The following is a 24,735-nucleotide window of genomic DNA, read 5'->3' as shown; positions in this document are numbered from 1 at the left end:
CGATAGGTGGATAGGGGCTGTATAAATGGTAGTAATCTCATTTGTAAAAAAGCCTTCTCTTAATGACGAATTTGTTGGTAAGGCGCTCTTCCTTAAAAAGAGCGGGCTCCAGCTATCAACAGATAACTAAAATTTACTTCCGCTGATTTCCCTTGCTTTGATTGATAATCGCCTCTTTACTGATTGATTTATTAACTTTAACCGGCGCCTCACTTTGTCTGCGTTTCAGGTTTCTGCGGTAAGAACCCGAAATTTTTTGAATAAACTCCTTAAAAGTATCAAACTGCTGGGTGTATACCAATCCAAATGAAGTTACGTTTGCAGTCGGACTGATTCCGCTATTCAGGAAGATACTCTGTTGCGTAGGCGGCTTGTTGGCAGCCTTTACTGTCAGGCTACCATCTTTCCGGATTAAAAAGAGGGCTTCAACCTCCCGGCCAACATTATCATTGTTGAAATTAATGACATTAAAATCGTTCACACTGTTTCGGTCAACAATACCGGCATTAATGATCAACCTGTTGTTAAAGAATTTAAATGAAGCATTGGCTTCGTTCAATGAACGTACGTTCAGATCCACAAAGTTCAGGTTTAGTGAAGAGAGTACATTGTTAAACTGGTTGAATACAAGCTCCGTAGCCGTACTCGTTGCGGTAGAACTCAATTGATTCCCGATTGATTCCCCGCCGTTTCCTGAAGCAAAACTCCTTCTGATGATTAAACTGAAAGCTTGTAAATTTAGGTTATTCTGGTCGCTCAGATAAGTTTGCAGTTGCTCTTTGATGGAAGGTTGTGAGGGAAAGTTGATGTCCAGTTTAATTTCCGGCTGGAGCAGTAATCCTGTTAATCCCATTTCAACTTCGGTATCTACCCGCTGGTTGGCATTACTGCTGGCATCCCTGTTGGCGGCCTTAAACAGTTCATTTAAATTTGCACGTAAGGCATAAACGGCTTTCAGGTTGATCTGAGCAGCCGTCGGATTACCTGTCCACCTGATGGTTCCACCCTGCCTGATCTCGAATTTTTTATTGATCACCTCTTGTGCCGTAAAATCGAAGCTACCGGTTTCGATGATATAATCGCCGGACATTTCAAAATCGCCCAGGCTGTTGATATTCAGGTTCAGCTCGGCGTTTCCTTTTCCACTCAGATTACCCAGCGTAGTGAAAATATTAGCGGTGGTGTTGGGATCGATGGTGAGTTTGAAGGTTAGTGTAAGACCATCAAAACTGGTGGTTTTTTTCACCACCTTACTCGAATCGCGGCTGATAAAGTTGATGAAGTCTTTATCTGAAACGGTTTCAGAACTGTTTAAAGGAAGATTGAACACTGTTCCTTTTTCGGTTTTGGCCTTAATATCAATCTTCATCCTGCTGGTTGGCCCGCTAAACTTAAATTCGCCTGTACCATAAGCCTTTCCGAAATAAACAGCATTATCTTTAGCCGTCGTATTTAAGGAAATGAAGTTATTTGCCTTAACCAGGATATTTAGCGTAGGATCATCAAGTTTATTCAAATCAATGGATCCATCTGCAACTGCTTCATTATTTTCTAAATCGTGGATTTTGAATTTATCCAGATTAATGATACTGTTTTCAATATTTACCTTATCCGTAATTACATAGGTTGTTTTGAGGTAATTTACCATTAACTGTCCCTCATCTAATGACAGGTCTCCATTAATGGCAGGTTTATCTAAACTTCCTTTTACGCTTAAATCAGCCGATATATTTCCTTTCAGGTTGGAGACCAGTTGTTTTACAAATGGCTCTAAAATGGTTAGTTTACTTTCATTCATTTTAACATTCATGTCGATGAATTTCTCATTTAAATCCAGGTTACCTGTGAGTTTAAAAGTTTCCGTATCATCGGCTGTTATTCTGGTGAAAATATTCACTTTACTGTTTTCGCCATTAAATGAAGAGGTATCCTGAAGTGTTCCGATGTAGATGTCATTAAAATTAAGCGAGTCTACCTTCAGGTTATCAGTTGCTCTTGGTGATTTTAATATGCCGTACAGTTTGGTATCGCCATTTACATTTCCACTTAATTTTACCCCAAAGCCTTTTGTAAATGGATTAAGCGTTTTCAGACTGAAATCTTTAAAACCCACCTGAAGCAAATCTTTTGGATCAGCAGATAATAAGCCATCAACGGTAAGCTGCTGGTTCCCGTTGGTTAAATCAAAATTGCTGATGAGTGTTTTACCATTATTCAGGATAATTCTTACCTTTTCCTGTATTCTCCATTCTTCACTGTTAATTTTTAAAATGGAAGGTAAAAGGCTTAGCCGGGCTGTGGTATCCTGATTTTTGGTAAATTCCACCAATCCGTTTAAATCCAGTTGGTTGGCTTCATCAGCGTTAGACATTTTAATGTTAAAAGCGAGACTGTCATTTCGGAGAATATTGGAAATGTTCACATCCTTAATGAATAAGCTGTCATTTAGCTGTACCCGATCTGAAGTAACAATTAGCTGAAGCTGCTCTTTTGTGGTGTTTTCATCCAGTATAATATTGTTCACCACAATGCCATTGTACTTCATTTTCTTGACAAAGCCAGACAGTGTTGCCGTATTGTTCCTGGAATCAAAATCGCCAATTATGGTGGCGCCTTCTTCCATTTCAAGACCCGGAGAGATAAATTGTGCCAGTGGTTCAAACTTTTTAACCACCAGATTAAACTTGAAGATCTGATTATTGTATTTGATGATATCCGCCTTAAGCGATGGGATGTAAGTTTTGGCTATGGCCTTATAATAGGAAACAATAGAATTGAGATCATATTGTCCGCTGATGCTGGCATCTAAAATATCTGATTTGATGTTCAGGTTCCTGTTAATGCCCGTTCCTTCTGCCATTAACTGTACCGAGTCAATATGGTAAATGCCTTTGGGGTTCTGAAGCCTGATTGCTTCAACCAGTAAACTGCCTTCAATATTATTCAGATTGGTTCCTGAAAAATTGGTGCTGAATTTGGCATCAACCGTTAAAGAGTCTTTCATTAATTTTAAAGTCTTTAACCTGGCTTTTGAAATGGTTGCATTAAAGTTAAATACAGGAAGTTTTGGATTCAGGTTTACACCGCCATCAAAAACAAGCTTAACATTCCGGTCATTAATACTGAGTTTTCCGTCGAAATATTTTTTATCAAATGTACCATCAATTTTAACGTTGCGGTATCTATATTTATTGAAATCGATATAATCAACATCCCCGTTAATTTTCTCGGTCAGGTTTTTAAGTTCAGTGCCGCGGCCTTTCACGTATAATGAAGAAGTGATTTTGCCTAAAGATTTTTCATCGATCAGGTTCCCCAGGTTAAAATCATAGGTTTTTACGTTGCCGGTATAAGAAGGGACATCATTTTTGTCAATCTTCATATTTACATCCGAAACGATTCTGCCTAATTTAGTCTTAAACTCACCGTATGCGATAAAATCATTTTGAAAACCAGTAAAGCTGCCATTAAAATTGATATTCCCAAACTTATTTACAATGACAGGGATAATTTTCTTTTTGCTGTTGGTAATGCCCGCCAGAACTTGGTCCAGATCTGTTTTATTGGTTCCGGCCATTTCAATTTTAAGGTCCATAAAAGTTTCCCGCCATTTAGGAAGTCCGCGAAGTACGAAATCTCCTTTAATATAAGTGGCCTTACCCGCTTTGATGGATAATTTTTTAGCCCTGAGGTTATTCACCAGGCCTGTAATTTGCCCATCGATATCCAGGTCCAGTTTCATATCATTTAATTCCGGGGCAAAAAATGCCACATCTCTGGATGACATGTGGCTGTCTTTAAAAACGGCCTTCATCCTGATGTTATCGATGTAATGGTTAAAATCCTTAAAAGATTTAAACTTCATTTGGTAATAATTCGTCAGCCGGCTATGATCAGTCACCAATAAAAGGTTTCTTAGCTCTATGGCATTGCTGTCAACGGTTGTTTGGGCAGTCAGATTTTTAAGGTAAAAGCCACTCTTTTCTTTTAGAGTCAGGTTTTTAATCTGTGTTTTAAATAAGTGGTTTTTAGTATCTAAGCCTTCAAAAATGCCACTTAAAGCTTTCACATCAACATTATCAAAGTTTACACTTGTGCCTTGTTTAAGATCTTTTGCCGCAAAATTAGTATAGCGGAAGGCAAATTCGTTTAAAATGAGCCGGCACAGCTTCACATCAAAAGGCTTTGTTTTCTTTTTCTTTACAGTAGGTTTACCGGAATCGAAGTAGTCTATGATGAAATCGAGGTTAGATGACTTATCTTTGAATTCCTTTAGGAAAAATTGTCCGTTATTGATTTGAACGGTACTGATATCAATTATTTTTTTCTCCAGTGAGAGGTAATTGATATCTACCATAAACTGTGGCGTGCGCAGTAAAGTATCTTTTTGTAAGTCAAGAACCAGCAGATCTTCCAGTACGACTGATTTGAAAGGCTTGATATAAAGGCTTTTAATGGATATAGTGGTGTTCAGCTCTTTAGATAAATATGCCGCGGCTTTTTGAGCAACATAAGTCTGAACTGGTTTAAATTGTAGTGAGAAAATAATAAGCGCAAGCAGCAAAATTATTGATGCAATTACCCAAAGGAGTATTTTAAATAGTTTTTTAATAATTTTGCAGCTTAAAATTTAAATAATTTGTCTGTTATACTTGCTATCGAGTCCTCTTGCGATGATACTTCAGTCGCCATATGTAACAACGGCAAAATTACGGCCAATGTTATTGCGAACCAAACAATTCATGAAAATTATGGTGGTGTAATCCCTGAATTGGCATCCAGGGTACATCAGCAAAATATAGTCCCAACTGTTGAGCAGGCATTAAAGAACGCGAAGGTTACAAAACAGGACATTAATGCCGTGGCTTTTACCCGGGGCCCAGGTTTACTTGGCTCTCTTTTAGTGGGTGTTTCCTTCGCAAAATCTTTTGCACTCGCCTTAAATATACCTTTAATTTCTGTCAATCACATGCATGCGCACATATTGGCGCATTTTATTGATGATCCTAAACCCAACTTTCCTTTTTTATGCCTGACCGTTTCAGGCGGGCATACCCAGATTGTTTTGGTGAAAGATTATTTTGACATGGAAATTGTTGGTGAAACCCTTGATGATGCCGCGGGAGAAGCCTTTGATAAAACGGCTAAAATATTGCAGCTGCCTTATCCCGGTGGTCCATTAATTGACAAACATGCTCAAATGGGTAATCCTAAAGCATTTAAATTTGCCGAACCACAGATTGCTGAACTTAATTTTAGCTTCAGCGGATTTAAAACCTCTATCCTTTATTTCATCAGGAAACAGGAAAAAGAGAATCCAAACTTTATTGCCGAAAATTTAAATGATATTTGTGCATCTGTACAGCATAGTATCGTTCAAATTTTATTAAACAAGTTTAAAAAGGCGGCTAAGCAATATCATATTAAGGAAATAGCCATTGCAGGTGGCGTATCGGCCAACTCGGGCTTAAGAAAGGGATTGCAGGAAGCTGCTGATGAACTGGGCTGGAAAATTTATATTCCTGCTTTTCAGTATTGTACAGATAATGCCGGAATGATTGCCATTGCAGGTTATCAAAAGTTTTTGGCGAAAGATTTTGCCGGACAGGAAGTGTCGCCAATGGCACGGATGGAGTTTTAGGTTAAAGTTGGTTAGGTATTGAGTTGGCTGAAGAAAGAGTAATTACAAAAAAGAAATAGTAAAATCTTATATATGACTGGAGCATCATTGGTATTTTGGATTGTTTGTGCAATACCACTTGTCGGAATTTTATATTACCTGATCCGGAAGGATAAAAATAAACTGAAAGGAAGCTGGGGAGTAATTATTTTAGGTGCTTTGGTTATCGCAGCACTTTTGGTGATTGTCTATGTCACGAAAGATTTCAATGCTGTATTCAGTCAGAATTAAATTACTGACTTAATTTTTATTTAGATCTAATCTAGATAGGTATGATTCACTATATTTGGCGAAAAAATTCAAATATAGATGAAAAAAAGCCTACTCATCATTGTACTCATCTCGCTAAATATTCTTCGTTTACATGCACAAAATGTAAAGGTTGAGGGATATGTTAAAGATAATAAAAGCGAAATCCCTTATGTAACCATTTCTTTTTCAGGGCAAAAAGTTCAGGCTGATAGCAAGGGCTATTATGCTGTGTATATTAAAAGTGGTATTCCATTTATACTGAGTGCACAGGCAGTAGGTTACAAAGCATTTACCAAAAACGTTTTATCCATTAGCGGTGATACCGTTATTAATATTGGTTTAGATCCAGTTCCTAACAAACTGGATGACGTTGTGATTTCTACTTCCAGAAAGCCAGAGGATGTCAAAAACATTACTACTTCAGTCAGTATCGTAAATAAGGAAAAACTCGCGAGGGAGATGGCGATCAACCCGGATTTAAGCACCATATTGGCCAATCAGGTACCTGGTTTTGCACCAACCGCACAAACCGGTAATAATGTGGGGCAGAATCTGCGTGGCCGCCCCATGTTGGTGATGATTGATGGTGTTTCACAATCTTCGCCGCTCAGGAATGCGGAAGTAGATTTAAGGTCTATTGATCCGTCAGTGCTCGAACGAATTGAGGTAGTAAAAGGGGCAACGGCAATTTATGGCAATGGTGCTGCCGGAGGTTTGGTTAATTACATCACTATGGTTCCGGATACGGCTGTAAAATTTGCAGGTAAAACTCAGGTCAACCTCAACGGATCAATGGTGAAAGTTAAAAATTCAGCAGGTGGGAGGATCAACCAGATGTTTTACGGAAAACTGGGCAAGTTCGATTATGTGGTGAGTGGGATGTATGAACAAACCGGTGAATATAAAGATGCTAAAGGCGATGTGGTAGGGCCAAATTACAGTTTAGGTGAAACAGATAGCTATAATGCTTTTGCAAAAATCGGCTATGTGCCGGCAATGAACCAGCGTATCCAGTTTACCTATAACACTTACAGCAGTTTGCAAAACAGCAATTTTACCCTTGTTAATGGTAATCTGGCAACCGGGCAGAAAGCAACGGGTGTGCTGGGTAAACCCTTGGGTATTCCAACTGGTGTAGATTATAACCACAACCTGCACTTATCATATAAGATTGACAGCATTTTTCTTCAGTCCAGTTTAAATGCAGATGTATATTATGAAACAAGAAAAGATGTGTTCTACGTTTCTTTAGGTCGTTTTGATGGGGGAGATGGACAGTCTCTGGCAAGAAATGATAAAAAAGGTGCGCGTTTATTTCTGGAAACACCATTACTCAACTTTAACTTTTTAAAAGCCAGTATTGCCTATGGTGCTGATTTTATGAAAGATAAGACAGCACAGCCATTGGTAGATGGCAGGATATGGGTGCCGACAATGGACATGACCAATGTAGCCCCTTTTGCACAAGTAGATTTTAATATCCTGCATAATCTTGTATTTAAAACCGGCCTGCGTTATGAAAATGTTGCTATAGCTGTTGATGATTACCGTACTTTAAGAACTACTGGTGCCAACAATACCACCATTACGCCATCTTTTGATGTAAAAGGAGGGAATCTAAAGTACAGTACATATCTTTTTAATGCAGGGTTAAGGTATAATAAGTTCAATATCTTCAGCCCTTTTGTTGGGTTTTCACAAGGGTTTTCGGTAATGGATATTGGTCTTGCCCTGCGTGATGCAAAAGTAAACAGCATAGATAAAATCAATACTGATGCCGTAAAGGTTAACAATTATGAAGCAGGTTTTGAAAGTAGAATAGGAGGCTTGATCTTCTCTGCTTCTGCTCACATCAGTACTTCCAAATTGGGCATTGAAGTCGTTTATGATCCGGCTACTGGTTTGTTTAATACAGCGAGAAGTCCGGAAAAAATATACGGTTTTGAACTCGCTGTAAATTACCGTTTGTTTGAGAGTCTTGGTTTATCAGCAAGTTATAGTTATACAGAAGGCAAACGCGATATCGACAAAAACGGTCAATATAACGATGCTGCAGACCTTTACCTTAATGGCCGCCGTATTGCTGCACCAAAAGTTACCGCTTCCCTAACCTATAGCCCGTTAAAGGTATTGGATTTAACCATGAATTTTACCGGAATCGGTTCCCGTAACAGATTTGAGAAAAACAGCAATGGTGTATACAATGGAAACGAAGGTGAAGTAAGGGCATATAACTTATTTAGCTTTGCCGGAATTTATCAGGTTAAAAAGAATACAAAACTTTCACTGGGTGTGGATAATATTTTTAACCAGGATTATTTTCCTGCCAGGGCACAGTGGTTTATGCAGCCAGGTTTCTATTCGAAGGGTAGAGGTACTTCTGTCAATTTTGGTATTTCAGTAAGCTATTAAATGCCAGGTTAATGAAAGCAAAAAAGCGTCCCGGGTTTTACATCGGGACGCTTTTTTATGTATGAAAGTACTTTAATTATTTCTCTTGCAAGTGTTCACCTGTTACTTCAGCTTTAATTTTTACTTCCAGTTCTTCAGCCAGTTCAGGATTATCGCTTAATAATTGTTTTACGGCATCTCTACCCTGACCCAATTTGGTATCTCCGTAAGAATACCATGAGCCTGCCTTTTTGATAATGCCGAAATCAACACCTAAATCTACAATCTCACCATTTTTAGAAATTCCTTCCCCAAACATTACATCGAATTCTGCAATCCGGAACGGCGGAGCCACTTTATTTTTAACAATCTTAACCTTAACACGGTTACCGGAAACCTCATCAGAATCTTTAATTTGAGAGATCCTACGAATATCTAAACGTACCGAAGCATAGAATTTTAATGCGTTACCACCCGTTGTCGTTTCCGGATTACCGAACATCACCCCAATTTTATCTCGTAACTGGTTGATGAAAATACAGCAGCATCCGGTTTTCGAAATGGTTCCGGTTAATTTACGAAGTGCCTGACTCATTAAACGGGCATGTAAACCCATTTTACTGTCGCCCATTTCGCCTTCAATCTCACTTTTAGGAACCAATGCTGCAACAGAGTCAATCACAATAACATCAATGGCACCGGAGCGGATTAAGTTATCAGCAATTTCCAATGCCTGTTCACCGTTATCCGGTTGAGAAATTAACAGGTTATCAGTATCAACACCCAATTTTTTGGCATAAAACTGATCAAAGGCATGTTCCGCATCAATAAATGCAGCGATACCACCTTTTTTTTGTGCTTCTGCAATAATGTGTGTAGCCAGAGTTGTCTTACCAGAAGATTCCGGTCCATAAATTTCAATAACCCTTCCTTTTGGAATACCACCAATGCCCAGAGCAATATCTAAACTAATGGAACCTGTAGAAATAAAATCAATAGGTTCAATAGCGGTATCGCCAAGTTTCATGATGGTTCCTTTACCGTAAGATTTTTCTAATTTATCTAGGGTTAACTGTAATGCTTTTAATTTATCTGGATTTGCGCTTGCCATTTTTTTAAGATTTGATTCCGTAAATATAATTGAATTGTCGGCTAAATATACTGATGTTAATAATTTGTAATGCTAAAATATTTAGCTAAGTTAATTGTTTTTTAGCTAATGTCAATAGTAAAATTAAATTATTTTCATTTTTAGTTGATCACGTTCTGTTTGTGCGGTTAATCTTTCAAAATAGCGGCACATATATGTAATCTCACACACTTTGCATTTCGGATTTCTAGCTAAACAAACATATCGGCCATGTAAAATCAGCCAATGATGCGCAATGTGAATATCCTGTTCAGGCAGATTTTTAACCAAATCTTTTTCAACTGCCAATGGTGTTTTGCCATTGGTTAAACCTAAACGGTTTGCTACACGAAATACATGTGTATCCACAGCCATCGCTGGTGCATTATAAATCACTGAAGCAATGACGTTTGCCGTTTTCCGACCCACACCCGGCATTTTTTGTAAATCATCAATTCCTGAAGGAACAACATCATTAAATTCATTCACCAGGATATTCGCCATTCCGACCAGGTGTTTAGCCTTGTTATTCGGATAGCTGATACTTTTAATATAATCAAACACAATATCCGGAGTGACTTCAGCTAAGGCCTTTGCATTCGGAAAACGCTGAAATAGGGCTGGCGTAACCATGTTCACCCGTTTATCAGTACATTGTGCCGAAAGAATTACTGCAACCAGCAGCTGATAAGGATTATGATAATGTAACTCTGTTTCCGCATCAGGCTGCTTAGCCGAAAAATGTTCTACAAAAAGTTTATAACGTTCTTTTTTAAGCATGGACAAATATAATAAGCAAATTGCTGATAAGCCATTAATGTTGGCTATCCATTACAATAATTAATGCATCACGGCATATTTTTGTTTGGGTTCGGCAATGTTATTATTTGATTTGCTTTTAATCAACCAGAAGGCAAAGAAAGCGCCAATTAAAGCCATCGCTGCACCAACATAAGCAGGTGAGGTGTAGTCGAAACCATAAACCAGCGGAAGTCCGCCGAAAAATGCGCCTAATGCATTGCCAATATTAAAACTGGCCTGGCTGGCAGATGCTGCCAGCATTTCTGAGCCTTTGGCCGACTGGATCATGAGCATTTGAATGGGGGCGGCCAGGGAAAAAGCCACGGCACCTGTAATAAAGGTCATCACCAGCGCCAGCACCTGGTTTGCAGAAACAAAATGTACAATGGTTAGGGCAACCATCATGGCCAGCAACAATACGGCCGATGCTTTGGCTGGTGAGTATTTATCCGCCAGTAAGCCACCAATAAAATTTCCGGCCATCATGCCTAAGCCTGCCAGCATCAGGATATAGGTAACTGCTCCTGGCGAAAAACCGGCAACCTCTGTCATTAGTGGTGCAATGTAACTGTACCAGGTAAACAAACCACCGGTACCGATGGAGATCATTAAAATAATAATCCAGGCTTCTTTCTTTTTGAAGAAGCCAAGTTCAGCTTTCAGATCACGGTTTTTAGCCGCCTCTAAAGCAGGTAACCATAATTTAAGACTCAACAAAGTAATTAATCCAACAGCTACCACTACCGCAAAAGAGATCCTCCAGGAGAAATTATGCCCAATATATGTACCTAGCGGAACGCCAATTATATTCGCAATGGTTAAACCCATAAACATCATCGAAACGGCTTGTGCTTCTTTTCCTTTTTGTGCAATGCGGCTGGCGACTACTGAACCTACACCAAAAAAGGCACCATGCGGTAAGCCAGAAAGTAACCTGGCAATAAATAAGGTATTAAATGTAGGTGCAAACGCAGAAAAAGCATTAAATGCTGTAAACATGACCATCAAGGCGATTAGTATCTTTTTAGGTGGATATTTCCCGGCAATGATGATTAACAAAGGTGCACCAATTACCACACCCAATGCGTAAGCAGAAATCAGGTGTCCGGCTTTTGGAATTGATACCGTTAAACCCTTAGCTATATCAGGGAGTAATCCCATCATTACAAATTCTGTAATTCCGATGCCTAAACCACCCAAAGTAAGCGGAAGAAGATTTTTATTCATTGCTCTTAGTGTTAAAATTACACTATGCAAAGGTATGGGTTTTTGTTTTTCCAATTGTAAAAATCGGGACATCTTAAAAAGGAAGATGGGTTGAGAATTTTCTATAATTAAAATGTTAGCTCAACCAAAAAGCAAAAAAAAGGCTGCCCTACACCTGTAGAACAGCCTTCCTTAGCTCTTGTAAATTCTTATTTTTTTCTGCTGTAGGCTAAAATCTTCCTGATGGTTTCATCCTGAGGATCTTTAGCTAACCGATCTAACTTACCTTTTATTTGATCATAAAATAAGTCGATCTCTGTGTCAGATTCTATGTCAGTTTTTGGCTGAAACATGTTTTGAATTGGTGAATTTACACTTGAGTTTGATGTAGAGGTTTTTGTCATAAGCACTGAATGTGATAAGTTTATAAACTTAACGGTACTTCAGATACTTTATTTTAAACCCCGGAATAATTTCTGTAACTTTTATGCTACCCCTTGTATGTCATTTCCTTTGTTTTAAGCATTTTCCGAAGATTGCTTAGTGCATAGCGCATACGGCCTAAAGCGGTATTAATGCTCACGTCAGTCAAATCAGCAATTTCCTTGAAACTTAAATCGGCGTAATGGCGCATTAACAATACTTCTTTCTGTTCATCAGGCAACAAATGAATCATGGCTTTTAAATCTTTATGGGTTTGATCGCGAAGCATTTTTTCTTCTGCACTCTCATCATAAAAGTGTAGCATATTGAATACATCCATTCCATCAGCACTGGTGATAATGGGTGTTCGTTTTTCTTTTCTGAAATAATCAATGACAAGGTTATGCGCAATACGCATTACCCATGGTAAAAACTTACCTTCTTCGTTATATCTTCCTGATCGAAGGGTATTGATCACCTTAATAAAAGCATCCTGAAAAATATCTTCCGCCAGATATTGGTCTTTAACCAATAAATAAATGGATGTATAAATCTTGCTTTTATGTCTTCGTAAAAGTTCCTGCAATCCATTCTCGTCTCCGGCAATATATACCTTTACAAGGTCCTGATCGTTATATGATTGTAAATTCATAGGTTTACCTACACTAAATCCCGTACTGTTTGCTAAAAATTAATTTGTAGATGTTTAATTTCTATAGCTGATCTCCTATGTTTTTTTTGATTGAGTTAGTTTGGTTCTGAGGTCGTTAATGTTCAAAGAAAGTTATTTTTTACCAAAATGCAAAAAATAAAATGTTAAAAAATAAATTAACCATCTCAGTACCCTATTTTTGTATCATCTTAAAACCCTAATTACTTTCTGGGGTTTTCATTATATATTCTTAACCATACATGAGCAAAAAAGAGGCCGAAAAAGATCCGCATAAAAATATAATCATAAAAGGTGCCCGTGTGCACAACCTTAAAAATATCGATGTTGCTATTCCGAAAAATAAATTGGTGGTGGTTACGGGAATGTCGGGTTCGGGAAAATCTTCGCTTGCATTTGATACTTTATATGCTGAAGGACAACGTCGCTACGTCGAAAGTCTGTCTTCTTACGCCCGTCAGTTTATGGGTAGGATGAATAAACCTGATGTAGATTACATTAAAGGAATTGCGCCTGCCATTGCCATCGAACAAAAGGTAATAACCTCTAATCCCCGTTCAACGGTAGGCACATCTACCGAAATTTATGATTATTTGAAGTTATTGTTTTCCCGTATCGGAAAAACCATCTCCCCGGTATCCGGGAAGGAGGTAAAAAAAGATTCTGTAAGTACGGTTGTTGATTATGTGGGTGCGCTGCCCGAGGATACTACCGTTACTATATTTTGTCCGCTTTATCCACATAACAACAGGACCATTAAAGAAGAACTTGCCATTTTATTGCAAAAGGGATTTTTAAGGGTATTGATTAATCATAAAATATTAAAAATTGAATCGGTGCTGGATGATCCAGACTTTAAGGATGCAGAATTGACTGACGATAAAACGGTACAGATCCTGATTGATCGCCTGGTTACCAATCAGGAAGAAGAAACTTTAAGCCGGCTGGCTGATTCCGTACAAACGGCTTTCTTTGAAGGTAAAGGCGATTGTTATGTAGAGGCTGAAGGAAAAACCAAACATTTTAGCGATCGTTTTGAACTGGATGGAATTCGCTTTGAAGAACCAACGCCAAACTTTTTCTCTTTCAATAATCCATATGGTGCTTGCAAACGTTGCGAAGGCTATGGAAATGTAATTGGTATTGATGAAGATTTAGTGATACCTGATAAGAGTAAAAGTATTTATGATAATGCCATTGCGCCATGGCGTGGTGAAAAAATGAGTATCTGGCTGCAGAATTTCATTAAGGCTGCACCAAAATTTGAATTTCCGATTCACCGGGCTTACAGCCAGTTAACGGCCAAAGAACAACGCTTGTTGTGGACGGGAAATAAACACTTTTCAGGACTTGATGCTTTTTTTAAGGAACTGGAAGAGCAAACGTATAAAATCCAATATCGGGTAATGTTATCCCGTTACCGTGGCAAAACCACCTGTCCGGATTGTAAAGGATCGCGTTTGCGTAAAGATGCTTCTTATGTAAAAATTGCTGAAAAGTCCATTATCGATATCGTGCTGATGCCCTTGTCAAAAGCACTGGTATTTTTCAATGACCTGAAGTTAAGTGCAAATGATGCGAAAATTGCCAAACGTTTACTGGCAGAGATTGATAATCGTTTCCTCTATTTAAATAATGTAGGTTTAGGTTATCTGACGCTTAATCGTTTATCAAATACCTTATCTGGTGGTGAGTCGCAAAGGATTAACCTGGCAACTTCTTTAGGAAGCAGTTTGGTAGGCTCGATTTACGTTCTGGATGAACCCAGTATCGGTCTGCATCCGCGAGATACCAACAAACTTATTGAAGTTTTAATTTCACTAAGAAATGTTGGGAATACCGTAATTGTTGTAGAGCATGAAGAGGAGATGATGCGTGCTGCCGATTACATCATTGATATTGGTCCTGAAGCTGGTACGCATGGGGGGAACCTGGTTTTCAGTGGCAATTATGAAGAAATTCTAAAAGATCAGAACAGTTTAACCGGCCGCTACCTGGCAGGAATTGAAAAAATTGCCATTCCGCAGAAGCGTCGTAAGTGGAAGGATCACATCCTGATTAAAGGTGCCAGAGAAAATAATCTACAGAACATTGATGTTAAATTCCCGCTTGGTGTTTTCACTGCCGTAAGTGGTGTTTCAGGATCTGGTAAAACCAGTTTGGTGAAAAAAATACTTTATCCGGCCTTACAAAAGGCCATCGGTAATTATGCAGGTGAGCAAACAGGTGCATACGATGGGATTTTTGGGAACGTAGATTTGGTCAGTGCTGTAGAAATGGTAGATCAAAATCCAATAGGTCGATCAAGCCGTTCCAATCCGGTTACTTACGTGAAGGCCTGGGATGATGTTCGTGCGTTATTTTCAGGACAGGCTGCAGCCAAAGCGGCAGGACTAAAACCGGCTGCATTTTCTTTTAATGTAGAAGGTGGCCGTTGTGATGTTTGTCAGGGTGAGGGTGAAGTTAAAATCGAAATGCAGTTCATGGCGGATATTTATTTGCCTTGCGAGGCTTGCGGCGGAAAGCGGTTTAAGCAACAAGTTTTAGATGTAACCTATAAAGAAAAAAATGTTTCTGAAATCCTGGATATGACCATTGATGAGGCCGTTGATTTCTTTAAAGATGAACAGAAGATATTAAATAAATTAAATCCACTGGTAGATGTGGGTTTAGGCTATGTGCATTTAGGGCAGTCTTCAAACACCTTATCAGGTGGAGAAGCGCAGCGGATTAAGCTGGCCTCATTTTTAATTAAGGGGAATAATGCCAATAAAACATTATTTATTTTTGATGAGCCAACTACCGGATTGCATTTTCACGATATCAAAAAATTATTGAAGGCACTGAATACATTAATAGAACAAGGTAATACAATATTGGTTATTGAGCACAATATGGATATGATCAAATGTGCTGATTGGGTGATTGATATTGGTCCGGAAGGTGGTGATGGCGGTGGAAAATTAGTATTCGAAGGTATACCTGAAGACTTGGTAAAAGAGAAAAGTTCTTACACAGGTAAATATTTAGCATCGCATTTAAATTTAAATCCATAATTTCGGCAATGCTTTTTCTAACCTTTATTATAGGCATCCTCCTCAACGCCATGGGTTATATTCCCCCTGGTAACATTAATTTGACGGTTGCACAGCTGACTATTAATAAAGGCATGCGGCAGGTATGGTACTTTATCTTCTCATTTTCCTGTGTAGAAGTATTTTTTACTTTCGGGATGATGCGTTTTGCCCGTTGGGCGATGAGTGATATCAATCCCAATGAGGCGGTAAGTGAAGTGCGGTTGGGAACACTGGTTGATTGTTTCATGATTCTCATGTTTATTGTCATGGGAACCATCACTTGGGTAAATCGTAAAAAAGTTCCGAAAACCAGTAGTAAAAAAGATGATAAGCGAAGTGGGAGTGTACTGTATGGCTTAATATTAGGGGTATTAAATCCGGTTCAGATCCCTTTTTGGCTATTTTTTGGTAATTATGTCATCCTGCATGAATGGATTAAAACGGATTATTTATCATTAATTGTCTTTGCTATCGGATCAGGCTTTGGCTCTGCGGGAGCTTTATATGTATATGCTCATTTTGCCACTTTTATTCAGGAGAAATTTGCGTTGAGCAGCCTGATTATCAATAAATCTATTGCCATATTTTTGTATGTGCTGGCAGCTTATTTAGTAGTGAAGCAATTGATTATTTTATTGTAGGCATTATAATGCTATTAAGCTAGTTGTTACTTTTATTGGTTTTCTATGATTTGGATAAAATCTTTTTCACTAGGCAATACGGTAAGGTATTTACTGGCAAAAATTTGCTCATTATTCTCTGGTAACGTATATCTGACTACAGATTCGCTTTTATCCTGGCAAAGAATAATTCCAATAGTTTTGTTTTCATCATCAAGTTTTACTTCCCTATCAAAATAGTTTACATACATCTGCATCTGGCCTATATCCTGATGCTTCAATTCGCCAATTTTTAAGTCTATTAATACGAAGCACTTAAGTATCCTATTATAAAAAACCAAATCTACTTTGAAGTGACGTTCACCAAAGGTTATTCTTTTTTGGCGGGCTACAAAGGTAAAACCATTACCTAACTCTAATAGAAAGTGTTCTAATTTATCAATCAGTTTTTGCTCTAAATCGCTTTCAGAGTAGAAACTTTTATCTGGCAGGCCTAAAAATTCTAAAATATAAGGGTCTTTTATTAAATCTTTGTTTTTCTCAATGATCTGACCTTTTTGTCCAAGAGAAATCACTTCTTTCTTATTCTTACTTAAGGCTAAACGCGTATATAATGCAGAATCATATTGGCGTTGTAATTCTCGTAAGCTCCAATTATTTTTTATGGCTTCTATTTCGTAAAAATTACGCTCATTCAAATCAGCTATCCTCATGAGTTTAAGATAGTGAGACCAGGTAAGTTTGAATTGGTCAGACACCGTCTGACGAATTGAATAATTGATATAAAATTGCCGCATTTGCTTTAAATTAGTTTCCGAAAAGCCCTTGCCAAATTCATTGACTAACTTTTCTGAAAGTTCCTTTAAAACTTGTTTTCCATATTCAGATTTTTCTTTACCATGCTGCTCTTCTTCTACAATCATTTTACCAATTTCGAAGTAGGTCATGGCCATTGTATTGTTAATAGTTTGTACTATGCTTTGTCTGGCTTGGTTGAGTAGTTCAATTACCTTTTTGTACAAATTTTGATTGTCGATTTTCATAATACAGCTGGCTAAATCTTTCAATAAATTAATACAAAGAAAGACTTACTTTAAAAATTCTACATTCCATATTTTCTCTGCTTTTCTGCCGATCAGCCAAAATGAAGCGGCCAATACCGAAAAGAAAAGCGCCTTGTGCCAGCTATCCCAAAAATATTCAAAATAACGGGTATAGAGGTTGATAAACAAAAATGTAATCCCAAATTCCCTTGCGATGTCATCACGGTATTTTAACCCAAATAAGGTACTGAGTACGCAGACCGCCGCAGAAATTAGAGCCCAGTAAAATAAACTTAACTGTCGCACTGCATACCATTTTTCTAAACTGGCGAAATTGCCAAAAACCGATAAGGCCCATAATGAGATGAATAGATAAACCATTCCTGCAATGTAGGTGACTTGAAAAAATTGCCTGGTTTTAGGTAAGGCCTTCATGATAAAGGAACCAGCGGTTAAAACGGCTCCAAAAACGACAAACCGGAGCGGGTAATTCATACCCAGGAAATAATAATTCCAGCGGCTGAGATAACCTGTCTCCGTACCAAACCATGCACCTAAAGATATTAATGCAAATATCCAGATCAATCTTGAGTTGAAGAAGTAACCAAGTCCGCCGTAAATAAATACAGAAATTAATATCAGAATGGTGAAATTTCCAGAACCGTTATCCAGTGATTTGCCAAAATAGGCAATGGCATTCGCCGTAAGTAAAATGGCTGAAAATACAATGGCCTCATTGCTAAATCTGAGATTAGGCAATTTTTTCTTCCTTCGGAAACCCAATATATAAAGCCATCCGGCAATCCCGGCAGATACCAGTGCAATAACAATATTTGGAGTATTGTAAACGCGTTTAAGATAATTGAGTATAGCGTTATCAATTAAGAGCGATCCTAAAGCGATAAAACCACAGGCCAATGCTACCCAAAAGGCATACTGGGCAAGTCTTAACCAGTCGAAATTTTTAGCTTCATAGCTTTGTCGAAGTTTGTAGCCTGTTTCTTCGTTAATTAAGCCATCGTTTTGCCATTGCTCAATCATTTCATTAAGAAACTCACTTTTTTCTATATCAACTTTCATAGGTTAGGTTCTATCACGAAGATATAAAAATAAGTCTGAAGTCAGGAGGTTATATAGACTTCAGACTACTGACTAAAAACTCTGGACTACCTATATCACCTCTTTAATTTTCTTATTATTCCCTACAATCCAGATGATATCCCCATTATCAAATGTGAAGTCTGATGAGGGGTTTAAAATGCGTTCTGATCCGCGTTCAATGCCAACAATTAATGCCTGTGCTTTTTCTCTTATTCCTGCATTCCGGATGCTCAGTCCATAAACCGGAGATTCCATATTTACCACCACTTTCTGTAAGGTCATTTCCTTATCAGGGAAGTTTTTCTCACTTTCTGTTTCCGGTATATCCACCTCTAAAATCGCCTTTACTGCTGCCAATTGATCGTCTGCACCGATGAGCAGCAATTTGTCATTGGGGTAAAGTCTTTCATCTCTTCCAGGTGTGGGGATGCTGTTTCTGCCACGTTCAATCATGGCAATGTTTACACCAAATTTTTCACGGATCATCAGGCTTGCGAGTGTTTGTCCTACCACCTCAGATTCTGGCGAAACCGTTAATTCTGTCAGGTGGGTATCCCAGGGTAAAATATCTGGTTTCTGATTTTCTCGTGCGTTCAGGTTTAAAATGAAACGTTTTTCCAGCTGGTTGTAAAAAGCCTGGAGTTTCCTGGAGAAAATAAACATCATCAGCACAATCAAAGCTAAAGCAATTCCGGCGGCAATCCAGGTATCAAAAAATTCGTACATTAAAAATCCAACGAAAAAGATGCCTAGTGCGATTCTGAATACTTCTATCGCGATTAATGGTCCTCGGGTATATTTTTTATTCAGCCACAAGTGTGAATAAGCCGTTTTTTGAATCCTTCTGATGGATAATGCCCATAAAAAAGGCGCCATGATAATAAATGAAACCACCAGGCTGATTATGGTCGATTTAATTCCATTTACAAAATTTTTGGCAATGAAAGGCTGAATATAGCGCGATGCCAGAAAAATAACTGCCACAATAATAACGGAATGGATAACTGTATTAAAGGCATAACTCCGCAAAAGAATTTTCCAGTCGCTCAAGGTGGTCATTCCTGCCGTACTGGAACTGTATCTTGAAATCCCATCCAGCCATTTTTTAGGCAGAATCCGGTTAAGGAAATTATAAAATGCCTCAGAATGTTTTATGAGGTAGGGAGTAGTGAAAGTAGTGATGGCTGATGCCGCCACGGCAATCGGGTAGAGAAAATCACTGGTTACCTTTAAGGTTAATCCTAATGTGGCAATAATGAACGAAAATTCACCAATTTGTGCCAGGCTCATTCCAGATTGAACAGAAGTTTTGAGCGGCTGGCCGGAAAGGAGTGCGCCTAGACTTGAACTCAAAAACTTTCCAAAAATAGTGGCTAGTGTTACAATTACAATCGGGATGCTGTAATCTATCAGTATTTTTGGATCAATGAGCATGCCTACTGAAACAAAAAATACTGCTGCAAATAAATCTTTTACAGATTTGGTTAAATGTTCTATTTTTTCGGCCTGTGTAGTTTCGGCAAGGATGGAGCCCATAATAAAGGCACCTAATGCAGGAGAAAATCCAACCTTTACAGCCAGGAGCACCATTAACAGGCATAAGGCCAGAGAAACCACGAGCATGGTTTCGTCATTCATCAGCTTTCTGGTAGCTTTCAGGAAAGACGGAATCAGAAATATTCCACCTAAAAACCAGAGTACTAAAAAAAATGCCAGTTTTAAGATTGATATCAGCATTTCGCTACCGGCAAACTGCTGACTCACCGCAAGGGTAGAGAGGAGAACGAGTAGCAAGATGGCCACTAAATCTTCTACAATGAGCACACCAAAAACCAGACCTGCGAATTTTTTATGTTTTACGCCAAGTTCTTCAAAAGCCCTGATAATAATAGTGGTAGAAGAAACAGATAAAATTCCACCAAGAAAAATACTGTCCATGGTTTTCCAGCCCATTAGTTTACCTGCTGAGAAACCGATTAAAAGCATAAAAACAACTTCGACAATGGCCGTCACCGAAGCGGAACCGCCAACCTTAACCAGTTTTTTAAAACTAAATTCCAATCCTAAACTGAATAGGAGGAAGATCACACCAATTTCGCCCCAGATATTAATATTTTTGGTGTCGGTAACGGAGGGAAAAAAATCTAAATGCGGGCCAACCAATAAGCCTGCTAAAATATAACCTAAAACAAGTGGCTGTTTAATTTTTTTAAATATGAGTGTGGTAATTCCCGCTGCGGCGAGGATTAATCCTAAATCGGCAATTAAATCTGGTAAGTGCATTGGTGGTAATCGGTATAATGGTAAAATGATTTCCGGCTAAACCGGTTGTTGTATTCCACCTGATGGTGGTGGGCTTTGTAAATTACCAGAAAACGTGTTTCGGGTAAAGCATTTTAAGTAGAAACCAATATTTATATCTAGGTCGACTTAATACCAACTCATCTATCTTCAAATAGAAAAAGAAAGGCAAAGCAATCAGTACAACAATAAGTAGATCTAAACGGATTTTAGCTAAGGTATGATCGATCAGGTCTTTTTGAAGACTTTCCTGATTATTACCAAAGTGTAATTTAAAAATGCTTTTTTTTAAGGTAGGAGCGCACTGCACCAATTGAATTTTTAAGGCATTATCTTTTTTTGGAGCAGCAAAGTTTGCGAAACTCACCAGCGTACTAAAAAAAAATAGGATATAAAAAAGCCTCATTGCTGCTAATATAGCGAAAATGAGGCTTTTTTGAAAGTTAAATTTCGATTAAGATTAACTATTTAAGAGATGAAAAGAAAGCCAGTGTATCTTCTTTATCTTTTTGAAGTTGAACTTTTAAAGCTTCTAAACCAGTGAATTTTACATCATGGCGTAGAAATTTTAAGAAATTCATTTTGATATCTTGCCCATAAATTTCCTGATTAAAATCGAAGATATTTACTTCAATGTTTCTCGTCATGCCATTGATGGTTGGCCTTTGACCGATATAAGCCATACCTTTAAAGGTTGAGGGTTGAGGAGCTGAGGCATTAACTCCCGACTTCTGACTCTCGACTTCTGACTTCTGACTCCTGACATTCATTTCAACCGTTACCGCATAAATGCCATCGCCTGGAATCAGTTTATAGGTTTCTTCTACAAAAATGTTGGCCGTTGGGAAACCAATGGTTCTGCCGATTTTATCACCCTTAATTACGCGCCCGAAAATAGAAAAGGCATAGCCTAAATAATCTGATGCAAGGCCGACATCACCAGCTAGAAGTGCCTGCCGGATTTTAGTTGAACTCACCGCAACATCGTGGATATCCTGCTCCATAATTTCTTCAACGGTAAAACCAAAATGAATACCTGCTGCCTTTAAATCAGCAAGGTTTCCGGTACGGTCTTTTCCAAAACGATGGTCGTATCCAATAATGATATGTTTGGTCCCGATGTTATTAACCAATGTATTCTTGATATAATCATCCGGAAGCTGGTTTGAAAAATCGCGGGTAAAGGGGGTGATGATTAAATGATCAACACCAAGGCTTTTTAAGATTTCAGCTTTTTCGTTGATGGTATTGATCATTTTAAGGTCCTGATTTTCAGGATCAATGATCAGCCGTGGATGAGGGAAGAAAGTTAAAATAACACTTTCACCATGATCTGCTTTTGCTTTTGCAACTAACTGTTTGATGATTTTCTGGTGTCCGTAATGAACACCATCAAAAGTACCTATGGTTACGATTGCGTTGCTAAGCCTGGTAAATTCGGATAGGTTATGGTATATTTTCAATGGGATAATCTTTTTAAACTATGGGGTTTGCGTGAGGGATGGAAGCGGTATACCTTTTCGTTCTAACGGATAATATCAGTACATAAAAACGAAAAGTATATTGCGTACAGCCCGACCCCTTGCATAGCTTGGGGGCACGCCCAAATTTCTATAATTATATTTATTAATGCAAAGCATGGCGTTTTACAACACCACCCTTTAAGTCTGCAATTTGTTGTTGTATCACAAATGCATCAGCATCTATGTTTCTGATGGCTGTTTGCAATTTGCTCATTTCTAACTTGGTGACTACTGTAAAAAGGATGTCAATATCTTTTCTTTCTCCATAACCACCCTCTCCTTTATAAATGGTTACACCACGTTTCATCTCTGTAATAATATAATCTTTTATTTCTTCCTGATGTTCTGAAATAACGGTTACGCCGGTGTATTGCTCTATACCGTTGATAATAAAATCTATGGTATACGAGGCTGAGAGGTAGGTTAATATGGCGTAAAGTGCCGTTTCGATATTTAAAAAGTATGCTGCAAAGGCAAAGATGATGATGTTTAATATCAGGATAATATTGCCCACTGTAAGGATACTGTTTTTACTGATATAAAGTGCCAGTACTTCTGTTCCATCAATCACACAACCGCCGCGCATGGCCATGCCAATTCCTCCTCCCAAAAACAAACCACCGAAGAAGGCGATAAGGAGTTTGTCATGGGTAATGGGTTGAAACGGCAAAAAAATTAAGGCCATGGATAAGGCTGCTATGGCTATTGCCGTTTTAATGGCAAAGCCCTTTCCAATTTGCCTGAAACCGAGGATAACGAAAGGTATATTGATAATGACGATCAGGTAGGAGAGGTTCCATCCGGTTAATGTGCTTAAAAGCAGGGATATACCCGTCACGCCACCATCAATGAAATGACTGGGCATCAGGAAACTCTTTAAACCAAAACAAGCTGAAGTAACGCCCGCCACAATTAAGAGAATTTCTTTTGCAAACCGGGCATTCTTGTTTTTTATTCGGTTCATTTTTTACTCCTGGATTTTAGTTTCCTCTTTCCTGCTACGAATATAATTAACGAGCTCCAGAACCTCAAACGAATTTGAAAGCAAAAAGTTTCCACTTCTTGTTCGGGTGAGTTTAGATAGATAGGCACCATTATTTAATGCTTTCCCAAAATCAGACACTAAAGAACGAATATAAGTGCCTTTACTGCAAACAATGCGGAAGTCTATTTCGGGCAGTTCAACTCTGGTAATTTCAAATTCCGGGACACTTACGAAACGTTTACGTAATTCTACGGCCTCACCCAAACGGGCTTTGACATATAAACGTTCGCCGTTGATTTTTACAGCTGAATGTGCAGGCGGATATTGCTCAATATCACCAATAAATGGTGCTGTAGCATTGTATATCTGTTCAGGAGTGATGGTTGAAATGTCGAAGGTCTGATCAACTTCTGTCTCCATATCAAATGATGGGGTAGTGGCACCAAGCATCATGGTTCCGGTATACTCCTTTTCTTCTGCCTGAAAAGTATCTATTTGCTTGGTGAGTTTCCCTGTACAAATGATCAATAAGCCGGTAGCGAGCGGATCTAATGTGCCCGCATGACCAACCTTTAGTTTTAATGGTTTTAGAGCGTTACGGATTTTGCCCACCACATCAAATGAAGTCCATTTGTAAGGTTTGTTAATTAAAAGCAGTTCGCCCTCGGCAAAATTGAAATCTTTAAACTTAGAATTTTCTGTACTCACAAATCTTTTTTCCGCAAAGATACGGATTATATCACTTGCAAGTTATGTCCGGTGTACAATAGAATAATGAGGATTAAACCTGCAATAATACGATACCAGCCAAATACCCTGAAGCCATGCTTATTCAAAAAACCGATAAAGCTTTTAATGGCTAAAAGTGCGACAATGAAAGCGATTACATTTCCAATAATTAAAAGATTAGCCTGATCATGCGTAATGGTATTTCCTTCTTTATAAAAATCAAATAGTTTTTTGCCTGTTGCCGCAAACATGGTTGGCACGGCTAAAAAGAATGAAAATTCTGCCGCTAATTTTCGGCTTAATTTTTGGCTCATGCCACCAACAATCGTGGCTCCGGAGCGTGAAACACCTGGAATCATGGCAATACATTGAAAAAAACCAATTTTCAGGGCCGTTAAATAATTTATTTCTTCTTCTTCATGAATGGTAGGTTGATTAAACCATTTATCTACAAATAAAAGGATTACTCCGCCAACGAGTAAAGAGATGCCAACTGCCATCGGGCTTTCTAAAAGCTCATCAATTTTTTTACTTAAAAGCAATCCGAAAACCGCTGCCGGGATAAAAGCTACCAAAAGTTTAATATAAAAGTTGATCGATTTGAAAAACCTTTTGAAATACAATACAATCACGGAGAGTATGGCCCCCAGTTGAATGGCAATTGTAAAGAGCTTTACGAAGGGGTCGCTAGCAATGCCCATAAATGATGACGCAATAATCATGTGACCGGTGCTTGATACAGGCAAAAACTCCGTCAGTCCTTCAATAATGGCAAGGATAATGGCTTGGAAATAGTTCATAGTA

At 38.4% G+C, this 24,735-nt stretch carries 18 protein-coding genes; 5 read left to right on the top strand and 13 right to left on the bottom strand.

The window, feature by feature from the left end:
- Positions 1–133: 133 nt before the first annotated feature.
- Entirely contained in the window at positions 134–4,564 is a 4,431-nt protein-coding gene (locus CBW18_RS05605) for a translocation/assembly module TamB domain-containing protein (RefSeq protein WP_088300337.1), read from the bottom strand.
- Between the two features lie 75 nt (positions 4,565–4,639).
- Between CBW18_RS05605 and tsaD the strand changes: the two genes are divergently transcribed.
- The 3 genes from tsaD to CBW18_RS05590 all read left to right on the top strand — a co-directional run bounded on the left by tsaD (position 4,640) and on the right by CBW18_RS05590 (position 8,344).
- The gene (tsaD, locus tag CBW18_RS05600; RefSeq protein ID WP_088300336.1) at positions 4,640–5,641 is read left to right on the top strand and encodes a tRNA (adenosine(37)-N6)-threonylcarbamoyltransferase complex transferase subunit TsaD; all 1,002 of its coding nucleotides are present in this window, start codon (positions 4,640–4,642) and stop codon (positions 5,639–5,641) included.
- 72 nt (positions 5,642–5,713) lie between these two features.
- The gene (locus tag CBW18_RS05595; protein ID WP_088300335.1) at positions 5,714–5,911 is read left to right on the top strand and encodes a hypothetical protein; all 198 of its coding nucleotides are present in this window, start codon (positions 5,714–5,716) and stop codon (positions 5,909–5,911) included.
- Positions 5,912–5,989: 78 nt separating this feature from the next.
- Entirely contained in the window at positions 5,990–8,344 is a 2,355-nt protein-coding gene (locus tag CBW18_RS05590; protein WP_088300334.1) for a TonB-dependent receptor, read from the top strand.
- Between the two features lie 76 nt (positions 8,345–8,420).
- On the opposite strand, the gene recA is transcribed toward CBW18_RS05590, so the two are convergent.
- From recA to CBW18_RS05565, 4 genes are all read right to left on the bottom strand, one after another.
- The gene (recA, locus tag CBW18_RS05585) at positions 8,421–9,434 is read right to left on the bottom strand and encodes a recombinase RecA (RefSeq protein WP_088300333.1); all 1,014 of its coding nucleotides are present in this window, start codon (positions 9,432–9,434) and stop codon (positions 8,421–8,423) included.
- 123 nt (positions 9,435–9,557) lie between these two features.
- Positions 9,558–10,232 (bottom strand): endonuclease III, encoded by a 675-nt coding sequence (nth, locus tag CBW18_RS05580; RefSeq protein WP_088300332.1) that lies wholly within the window; start codon positions 10,230–10,232, stop codon positions 9,558–9,560.
- 60 nt (positions 10,233–10,292) lie between these two features.
- Complete coding sequence (locus CBW18_RS05575) at positions 10,293–11,480, bottom strand: MFS transporter (RefSeq protein WP_088300331.1); 1,188 nt, start codon at positions 11,478–11,480, stop codon at positions 10,293–10,295.
- A 469-nt stretch (positions 11,481–11,949) separates the two neighbouring features.
- A complete protein-coding gene (locus CBW18_RS05565; protein ID WP_088300329.1) occupies positions 11,950–12,534 on the bottom strand; it encodes an RNA polymerase sigma factor in 585 nt (194 codons plus the stop codon).
- Between the two features lie 260 nt (positions 12,535–12,794).
- Here CBW18_RS05565 and uvrA point away from each other — a divergent pair, with 260 nt between their 5' ends.
- Positions 12,795–15,608, top strand: a complete 2,814-nt coding sequence (uvrA, locus tag CBW18_RS05560; RefSeq protein ID WP_088300328.1) for an excinuclease ABC subunit UvrA — start codon at positions 12,795–12,797, stop codon at positions 15,606–15,608.
- An 8-nt stretch (positions 15,609–15,616) separates the two neighbouring features.
- Positions 15,617–16,270: a LysE family transporter gene (locus CBW18_RS05555; RefSeq protein ID WP_088300327.1), complete on the top strand. Its 654-nt coding sequence runs from the start codon at positions 15,617–15,619 to the stop codon at positions 16,268–16,270.
- Between the two features lie 32 nt (positions 16,271–16,302).
- Here the strand turns inward: CBW18_RS05555 and CBW18_RS05550 are convergent, their stop codons facing one another.
- The 8 genes from CBW18_RS05550 to CBW18_RS05515 all read right to left on the bottom strand — a co-directional run bounded on the left by CBW18_RS05550 (position 16,303) and on the right by CBW18_RS05515 (position 24,731).
- Positions 16,303–17,292 (bottom strand): YhcG family protein, encoded by a 990-nt coding sequence (locus tag CBW18_RS05550; protein ID WP_088300326.1) that lies wholly within the window; start codon positions 17,290–17,292, stop codon positions 16,303–16,305.
- A gap of 45 nt (positions 17,293–17,337) precedes the next feature.
- Entirely contained in the window at positions 17,338–18,372 is a 1,035-nt protein-coding gene (locus CBW18_RS05545; protein ID WP_088300325.1) for a DUF2157 domain-containing protein, read from the bottom strand.
- Positions 18,373–18,462: 90 nt separating this feature from the next.
- Positions 18,463–20,676, bottom strand: a complete 2,214-nt coding sequence (locus tag CBW18_RS05540; RefSeq protein ID WP_088300324.1) for a cation:proton antiporter — start codon at positions 20,674–20,676, stop codon at positions 18,463–18,465.
- An 82-nt stretch (positions 20,677–20,758) separates the two neighbouring features.
- Positions 20,759–21,100, bottom strand: coding sequence for a hypothetical protein (locus CBW18_RS05535; protein WP_088300323.1), 342 nt, complete (start codon positions 21,098–21,100; stop codon positions 20,759–20,761).
- Between the two features lie 58 nt (positions 21,101–21,158).
- The gene (locus CBW18_RS05530) at positions 21,159–22,157 is read right to left on the bottom strand and encodes a bifunctional riboflavin kinase/FAD synthetase (RefSeq protein WP_088300322.1); all 999 of its coding nucleotides are present in this window, start codon (positions 22,155–22,157) and stop codon (positions 21,159–21,161) included.
- A 163-nt stretch (positions 22,158–22,320) separates the two neighbouring features.
- Complete coding sequence (locus CBW18_RS05525) at positions 22,321–23,181, bottom strand: YitT family protein (protein ID WP_088300321.1); 861 nt, start codon at positions 23,179–23,181, stop codon at positions 22,321–22,323.
- Positions 23,182–23,184: 3 nt separating this feature from the next.
- Entirely contained in the window at positions 23,185–23,910 is a 726-nt protein-coding gene (truB, locus tag CBW18_RS05520) for a tRNA pseudouridine(55) synthase TruB (protein WP_088300320.1), read from the bottom strand.
- A 26-nt stretch (positions 23,911–23,936) separates the two neighbouring features.
- Entirely contained in the window at positions 23,937–24,731 is a 795-nt protein-coding gene (locus tag CBW18_RS05515) for an undecaprenyl-diphosphate phosphatase (RefSeq protein ID WP_088300319.1), read from the bottom strand.
- Positions 24,732–24,735: the final 4 nt, after the last annotated feature.

The organism is Pedobacter sp. AJM, from assembly GCF_002197755.1.
Lineage (GTDB): Bacteria > Bacteroidota > Bacteroidia > Sphingobacteriales > Sphingobacteriaceae > Pedobacter.
Note: the sequence above shows the minus strand (reverse complement) of the source record. Positions and strands in the feature narration are given on the sequence as shown.